The 7,014-nt window shown below is 69.6% G+C and carries 7 protein-coding genes; all 7 read left to right on the forward strand.

The features are described from left to right. Positions 1-38 precede the first annotated feature (38 nt). Complete coding sequence (locus tag ACH4B3_RS19465) at positions 39-890, forward strand: helix-turn-helix domain-containing protein (protein WP_398464133.1); 852 nt, start codon at positions 39-41, stop codon at positions 888-890. Between the two features lie 10 nt (positions 891-900). Then, positions 901-1,107 carry a DUF397 domain-containing protein gene (locus ACH4B3_RS19470; RefSeq protein WP_398464135.1) on the forward strand — a complete coding sequence of 69 codons (207 nt, stop codon included), beginning with the start codon at positions 901-903 and terminating at the stop codon, positions 1,105-1,107. Between the two features lie 4 nt (positions 1,108-1,111). Further along, the gene (recO, locus tag ACH4B3_RS19475; protein WP_398464137.1) at positions 1,112-1,858 is read left to right on the forward strand and encodes a DNA repair protein RecO; all 747 of its coding nucleotides are present in this window, start codon (positions 1,112-1,114) and stop codon (positions 1,856-1,858) included. A gap of 48 nt (positions 1,859-1,906) precedes the next feature. Then, positions 1,907-2,755, forward strand: a complete 849-nt coding sequence (locus tag ACH4B3_RS19480; protein ID WP_398464139.1) for an isoprenyl transferase — start codon at positions 1,907-1,909, stop codon at positions 2,753-2,755. A 336-nt stretch (positions 2,756-3,091) separates the two neighbouring features. Then, positions 3,092-4,063, forward strand: a complete 972-nt coding sequence (locus ACH4B3_RS19485; RefSeq protein WP_398464141.1) for an acyltransferase domain-containing protein — start codon at positions 3,092-3,094, stop codon at positions 4,061-4,063. Between the two features lie 5 nt (positions 4,064-4,068). Next, on the forward strand, positions 4,069-5,139 hold the full coding sequence (locus tag ACH4B3_RS19490; RefSeq protein ID WP_398464143.1) for an arylcarboxylate reductase: 1,071 nt from the start codon (positions 4,069-4,071) through the stop codon (positions 5,137-5,139). 218 nt (positions 5,140-5,357) lie between these two features. After that, positions 5,358-7,014, forward strand: a 1,657-nt coding sequence (locus ACH4B3_RS19495) for a type I polyketide synthase (RefSeq protein ID WP_398464144.1), incomplete at its 3' end; no start/stop codon positions are given.

The raw sequence follows: 7,014 nt of genomic DNA on the forward strand, positions 1-7,014 counted from the left end.
CCGCGACACTGTGCGACGGAACCAGGGGAGGGAACGTCATGTCGCCGAGGTCAGCCCCCACAGCCCGGCAGCGGCGTCTGGGTGCGGAACTGCGGAAGATGCGGGAGCACGCCGGGATGAGCGTCGCCCAGGCCGGGGAGCAGTTGGGCACGGACAGGACCCGCATCAGCAACATGGAGGCCGGGCGCCTCGGGATGAGCGAGGAGCGACTACGGTCGCTGGCCGCCATCTACCAGTGCGGGGAGCAGGCGTACGTCGATGCCCTCGCCGCCATGGCCATCGAGCGGGTCAACGGCTGGTGGGAGGAGTACCGGGGCGCATTGAGCGCGGGCGTCCTCGACCTCGCCGAGCTTGAGCACCACGCGCTGAGCCTGCGCGGCTACCAGCCGATGTACATGCCGGGACTCCTGCAGACCGAGGCCTATGCCAAGGCCCTGTTTGCCATGGCGGTGCCCGAACCGACCCCCGTGCAGATGCGCCGCCGCCTGTCGCACCGGCTGCGCCGTCGCGATGTGCTGGACCGGGACAACCCTCCCGACTGCACGTTCCTGATCCATGAGTCCGCGCTGCGGATGGGATTCGGCGGAAGCAAGGTGGCTCAGGAGCAGCTGACCCACGTCCTCGAAGCGTCGGAGCGCGAGAACGTGACCGTGCGGGTGATCCCGTTCGCTGCCGGCGGTTTCGCCGCAGCCGACAATTCCATCCTCCACGCGGCAGGGCCGGTACCCCGGCTGGACACGGTTCAGCTCGACGTGGCCACCGGCGTCACTTTGGTGGATGCCGAGACGCTCCTCGCCAATTACCGGTTGATCTTGGATCGCATGGAAGAGAAGTCCCTGCCTCCCGCGGGCACGCGCGATTTCATCCACGCCCTCGCCCAACAACTCTGAGAGCGGAGAGATGTCGAACATACAGTGGCGGAAGTCCTCGTACTCCGGAGCGACTGAGAACAACTGTGTGCAAGTGGCCCGCGTACCCGGCGTGGCTCTGTTGCGGGAGAGCGACGACCCCGCCCACACGATCACCACCAGCCCGGCCGTCCTCGCCCGCTTCCTGCGCGCGGCGCAGACCGGTGGATTCGATCATCTGGGCCGTGCGGGACAATGAGCGCATGAGTCTGTTCCGTGACGACGGCATCGTGCTGCGCACCCAGAAACTGGGTGAGGCGGACCGGATCATCACCCTGCTCACCCGGGGTCACGGCCGGGTACGGGCGGTGGCCCGGGGGGTGCGCCGCACCAAGTCGAAGTTCGGGGCGCGACTGGAGCCGTTCAGCCACGTCGACGTGCAGTTCTTCGCCCGTGGCGGGGAGCTCGTGGGGCGCGGGCTGCCGCTGTGCACGCAGAGTGAGACGATCGCGCCGTACGGCAGCGGCATCGTCACCGACTACGCCCGCTACACCGCCGGCACGGCCATGCTGGAGACGGCCGAGCGGTTCACCGACCACGAGGGCGAGCCGGCCGTCCAGCAGTACCTGCTGCTGGTGGGCGGACTGCGGACGCTCGCCGCGGGGGAGCACGAGCCGCACCTGGTGCTGGACGCCTTCCTGCTGCGGTCGCTCGCCGTCAACGGGTACGCCCCGAGCTTCGACAACTGCGCGAAGTGCGGAATGCCGGGGCCGAACCGATTCTTCTCGGTCGGCGCCGGTGGCGTGATATGCGGAGACTGCCGGGTGCCCGGTAGCGTCGTACCCTCGGCGGAGTCGCTGACGCTGCTCGGCGCGCTGCTGACCGGGGACTGGAAGACGGCGGACGCGTGTGAGCCACGCCACGCCCGGGAGGGCAGCGGGTTGGTGGCCGCGTATCTGCACTGGCATCTGGAGCGGGGCCTGCGCTCGCTCCGGTACGTGGAGAAGTAGCCGCGGCGCGTAGCGGCGGTAGAGACGACAAGGGAGACGAGCCCCGCAATGGCACGACGCGGAATACTGGGCCGGCAGCGTCGCGAGTACCGGACCCCGGACCCGCACCCCTCCGGTGCCCGCCCGCCGAAGATCCCCGGTGAGCTGGTCCCTGGGCACGTGGCGATCGTCATGGACGGCAACGGCCGCTGGGCCAAGCAGCGCGGGCTGCCCCGCACCGAGGGGCACAAGGTCGGCGCCGAGCAGGTGCTGGACGTCCTCCAGGGCGCGATCGAGATGGGCGTGAAGAACGTCTCGCTGTACGCGTTCTCCACCGAGAACTGGAAGCGCTCGCCGGACGAGGTGCGCTTCCTGATGAACTTCAACCGCGACTTCATCCGCAAGTCCCGGGACCAGCTCGACGCGCTGGGCGTGCGGGTGCGCTGGGCGGGCCGGATGCCCAAGCTGTGGAAGTCGGTGGCCAAGGAGCTCCAGATAGCGCAGGAGCAGACCAAGGACAACGACGGGCTGACGCTGTACTTCTGCATGAACTACGGCGGCCGCGCGGAGCTGGCGGACGCGGCCCAGGCGCTGGCGATGGACGTGCGTGCGGGCCGGCTGGACCCGTCGAAGGTCAACGAGAAGACCCTCGCCAAGTACCTGTACTACCCGGACATGCCGGACGTGGACCTCTTCCTGCGGCCGTCCGGTGAGCAGCGCACCTCCAACTACCTGATATGGCAGAGCGCGTACGCCGAGATGGTCTTCCAGGACGTGCTGTGGCCGGACTTCGACCGGCGCGACCTGTGGCGGGCCTGCCTGGAGTACGCCTCCCGCGACCGCCGGTTCGGTGGCGCGGTGCCCAACGAGCTGCAACCGCGCGGCGAACAGAGCGAGTCCGGCTCGGTAACGGGCTGACCCGTCGTCACGGGCCGCGGTGCCATCACCACTCGATGGTGGCACCGCGGCCCGCGCCGTTTCCGGACCGGTGCGGAGAGTTTGTCCAAAAGGCCGTCAAGTACCCCGTAACCAGGCGCTTCCCGTCGGTCGCGGCGGACCGAATCGTTGACCGTATACGGGGCTTACCGAAGTTGACATCCGGCCGCACGGGGCGTTGGATGATCCGACGGGGGACAGTTTGTTCGAACTGTTGACACGTCACCACCACGCGCTTCCAGGGGATGCGGAGGGGTAGGGGGTGTGACGTCTCGCTGTGCCCCCGTACGGGAGATAGCGCGAGACGGGGATTTCAGCGTGACGCTTGCCTACGTACTTGACGGCGGCATGAACGACCAACCGGGTGCCGGCTCGGAACTTTACGAGCTTTTTCCCGTGGTCCGTCAGTGTTATGAACAAATCGAAGCGTGGACGGGCCTGGACGCCCAGCGCATCTTCACCGAAGAGCGCGAACCGGGCCAGCAGCACCGCCAGGGCATCGGCGCCATTCGCCAGGCCGCCGCGGTCTTCGGCATCGCCGACGTCCTCGCCGAGGAATACGGAATCACTCCCGGCGCGGTGTGCGGCCTGAGCTTCGGCGCGCTCGTCGGGGCCAGCCTCGCCGGCTCGGTCGAGCGCGAGGACCTGTTCCGGCTGCTGATGCGGATGCGCGAGATGCCGGTGCCGCCGAGCGACGGCGCCACGGCACAGGGCGTCGCCGCGGTCCGGCTGCCCTACGATCTCGACCTCGACGAGCGCCTCGCCGGCGTGGCCGACGTCTATCTCTCCGCCGACCTCGGGCGCATCGGCACCGGCAGCGAGCGCATGGTGCTGCTGGCCGGCTACCGCACCGCCCTCGCCGACTTCGGCACCCGGCTCCCCCCGGGCACCCTGCAGATATCCGACGAGCACGGCTTCGCGTTCCACTCGCCGCTGCAGCAGGAAATCAGCGACTTCCTCGAACCGACGCTGCGGGAGATGACCTTCCGGGACCCCAAGGTGCCGGTGCATTCCTGTATGGACGTCAAGACGCTCACCACCGGTGAGGAGATCCGCGACCTCTACCGCAGGAACCCCACGGACCCGGTGAGCGTTCCCCATATGATCAACGGTCTCGAAAGGGCGGGCACCGAACTCGGACTCGTCCTGGGACCCTGCTCTTTCGGCACATTCCTCGGTTCGTCGTTCCCGGTGGTGCACGTCCAATCCCCGGATCACGTATTCGAGGCCATGACCGCCATTTACGAGCTCGGCATCGAGCTCGACTCAACTGAAGCCGTGGGCCGGTGAGATCGATGAAGAACGACGTGACCCCGCAGATCGAAGAGTGGCTTTCACAGGACATCGACGCGTGGACGCGCCGGGTGATCCGTCGTCACTTCGACCCGGACACCGGCAGCCCGTACTGGCTCAAGCGCGCCACCGAACTCGACTTCGACCCCCGGGACATCACCCGCTACGAGGAGCTGTCCAAGTTCGGCCCGATGCCGATCGGCGACCTGCGCACCATGGACCCCGCGGAACTCGTGCCGCTGGCCGTGCCCCGGCCGCTCACCGGCCGTGTCTGGGAGTCCGGCGGCACCACCGGCAACCCCTGCCGGGTCTACTACACCGAGCCGATGCTGCAGCAGCGCGCGTACTGGCGCCGCTGGATCCTGGAGAAGGAAGGCTTCGAACAGGGCCGCAACTGGCTCCAGGCCAGCCCCACCGGGCCGCACATCATGGGCCACGGCGCCTGGGACCTGGTCGACCTCTACGACGGCCGGGTCTACGGCATCGACTTCGACCCGCGCTGGGTCAAGCGGATGCTGCGCGCCGGCCGGCTGAGCGACGCCCAGGAGTACACCGACCACCTCGTCGCCCAGATGTCCGACCTGCTGGAGACCCAGCCGATCGACTACCTGGTCACCACCCCCGCCCTCTTCCAGGCCCTCGCCAAGGCCCGCCCGGAACTGGTCGCCGCGCTCAAGGGCGCCCGCCTCAGCGGCACCCACGCCACCCCGGCGATGCGCCGCTCCTTCCTCAAGGCCCTCGGCGACGGGCTGCTCGTCGTCACCTACAACAACACCTTCGGCAACACCGTGGCCCTGCCGGTCGAGCGGGACGGCGACCTGATGCCGTACCTGCCGAACTACCCGCAGGTCACCATGGGTGTCGTCGACCGTGACGACTGGACCCGGACCGTCGACTACGGGGAGCACGGCCAGGTCAAGCTGACCGTGATGCACGAGGACCTGTTCCTGCCGAACATCCTCGAGCGCGACCTCGCCATCCGCTACGACACCGGCAGCGCCTACCCCTGCGACGGCGTGGCCAACGCCCGCCCGCTCCAGGTGGTGCGCACCGCGCCGGAAGGCATCTACTGACCGTCGCCCGGTAACTCCGCCCGACCCTTCGCGGGTCGCCCGCCCCGTCACCACCGACCGGGCGGGCGGCCCGGTGCTGCCCGGCGTGCCGCACGCCGCTGCCGGAACACGTGGCGCCAAGCCGCCGCGCGATCCCACACATCCGACACACCGGACGTCTCCCGCACGTCCGGCACGCTCAGAACTCCGCACGTCCAGTTCCAGGGGGAGTCACGCTGATGACGGTTTCCGACGCTCTGCCTGACCCGGCGAACACGCCCATCGCCATCGTCGGACTGTCGTGCAGGCTCCCCGGAGCGCCCGACGCCCAGGCGTTCTGGGAGCTGCTGCGCAGCGGCACCGACGCCATCGGCGAGGTGCCCGCCGAACGCTGGAACGCGGACGACCTCCACGACCCGGACCTCAGCACCCCCGGGAAGATCAACACACGTCGTGGCGGATTCCTCCCGCAGGACCAGGTCAGCCACTTCGACCCGGCCTTCTTCGGGATCTCCCCGCGCGAGGCCGCGGCCATGGACCCGCAACAGCGACTCGTCCTGGAACTCACCTGGGAAGCCCTGGAGGACGCCGGAATCGTCCCGGACCGCATCCGGGACAGCCGCACCACCGTCTCCCTCGGCGTCATCTGGGACGACTACGCCACCCTCCAGCGCAACGGCGACCTGACCGCCATCAACCGGCACAGCGTCACCGGCCTCCACCGCAGCATCATCGCCAACCGCGTCTCCTACACCCTGGGCCTGCGCGGCCCCAGCCTCACCATCGACGCCGGTCAGGCGTCGTCCCTGGTCGCGGTGCACACCGCGTGCGAACAGATCCGCAGCGGCGAAGCCACCCTGGCGATCGCCGGCGGCGTCAACCTCAACCTCGCACCGGACAGCACCGTGGCCGCCGCCAAGTTCGGCGGGCTCTCCCCGGACGGCCTCAGCTACACCTTCGACGAACGCGCCAACGGCTACGTACGCGGCGAAGGCGCCGGAATCGTCATCCTCAAGCCGCTCGCCGACGCCCTGGCCGACGGCGCCCCGGTCTACTGCGTCATCCGCGGCGGCGCCGTCAACAACGACGGCGGCGGCGAGAACCTCACCACCCCGCACCAGCCCGCCCAGGAAGACGTCCTCCGGCGCGCCTACCACAACGCCGGAGTCGACCCCGCCGACGTCCAGTACGTCGAACTCCACGGCACCGGAACCAAGGTGGGCGACCCCGTCGAGGCAGGCGCACTCGGCGCCGTCCTCGGCACCGCCCGCACCCCCGGCGCCGCACCCCTCCAGGTCGGCTCCGCCAAGACCAACGTGGGCCACCTGGAAGGCGCGGCCGGCGTCGTCGGCCTGATCAAGACCGCGCTCTGCGTCAAGCACCGGGAACTCGTCCCCAGCCTCAACTTCCGCACCCCCAACCCGCGGATCCCGCTGGACGAACTCAACCTGCGGGTACGCACCGAGACCGGCCCGTGGACACCGCACGACCAGCCGCTGACCGCGGGCGTCAGCGCCTTCGGCATGGGCGGCACCAACTGCCACCTCGTCCTGACCGAGGCACCCGCCCCGGCAGCGGGACAGGACCGGGACGAGCCGGAAGACCAGCCGGACGGAATCACCCCGGCGCACGAGGGCCCCGCCCTCCCCTGGGTGGTCTCCGGCAAGACCGAACCCGCCCTGCGCGCCCAGGCCGCACGGCTGCTGGCACACCTCGAACAGCACCCGGAACTGCGCACCGAGGACGTCGGCGGCGCGCTGCTCACCACCCGCACCCTCTTCCCGCACCGCGCCGTGCTGACGGCGGGGGAGCGGGAGGGTTTCCTGGCGGGGCTTTCGGCGTTGGCCGAGGGTCGGGAGGTGCCGGGTGTGGTGCGTGGTGTGGCCGGTGAGGGTG

It is taken from the genome of Streptomyces sp. NPDC018031 (genome assembly GCF_044327625.1).
Taxonomy (GTDB): domain Bacteria; phylum Actinomycetota; class Actinomycetes; order Streptomycetales; family Streptomycetaceae; genus Streptomyces.

Excerpts from the sequence above, each read along its gene's own strand:
- ACH4B3_RS19480 (WP_398464139.1), top strand. The coding sequence starts at position 1,907 with ATGGCACGACGCGGAATACTGGGCCGGCAGCGTCGCGAGTACCGGACC.
- recO (WP_398464137.1), top strand. The coding sequence starts at position 1,112 with ATGAGTCTGTTCCGTGACGACGGCATCGTGCTGCGCACCCAGAAACTG.
- ACH4B3_RS19470 (WP_398464135.1), top strand. The coding sequence starts at position 901 with ATGTCGAACATACAGTGGCGGAAGTCCTCGTACTCCGGAGCGACTGAG.
- ACH4B3_RS19490 (WP_398464143.1), top strand. The coding sequence starts at position 4,069 with ATGAAGAACGACGTGACCCCGCAGATCGAAGAGTGGCTTTCACAGGAC.
- ACH4B3_RS19465 (WP_398464133.1), top strand. The coding sequence starts at position 39 with ATGTCGCCGAGGTCAGCCCCCACAGCCCGGCAGCGGCGTCTGGGTGCG.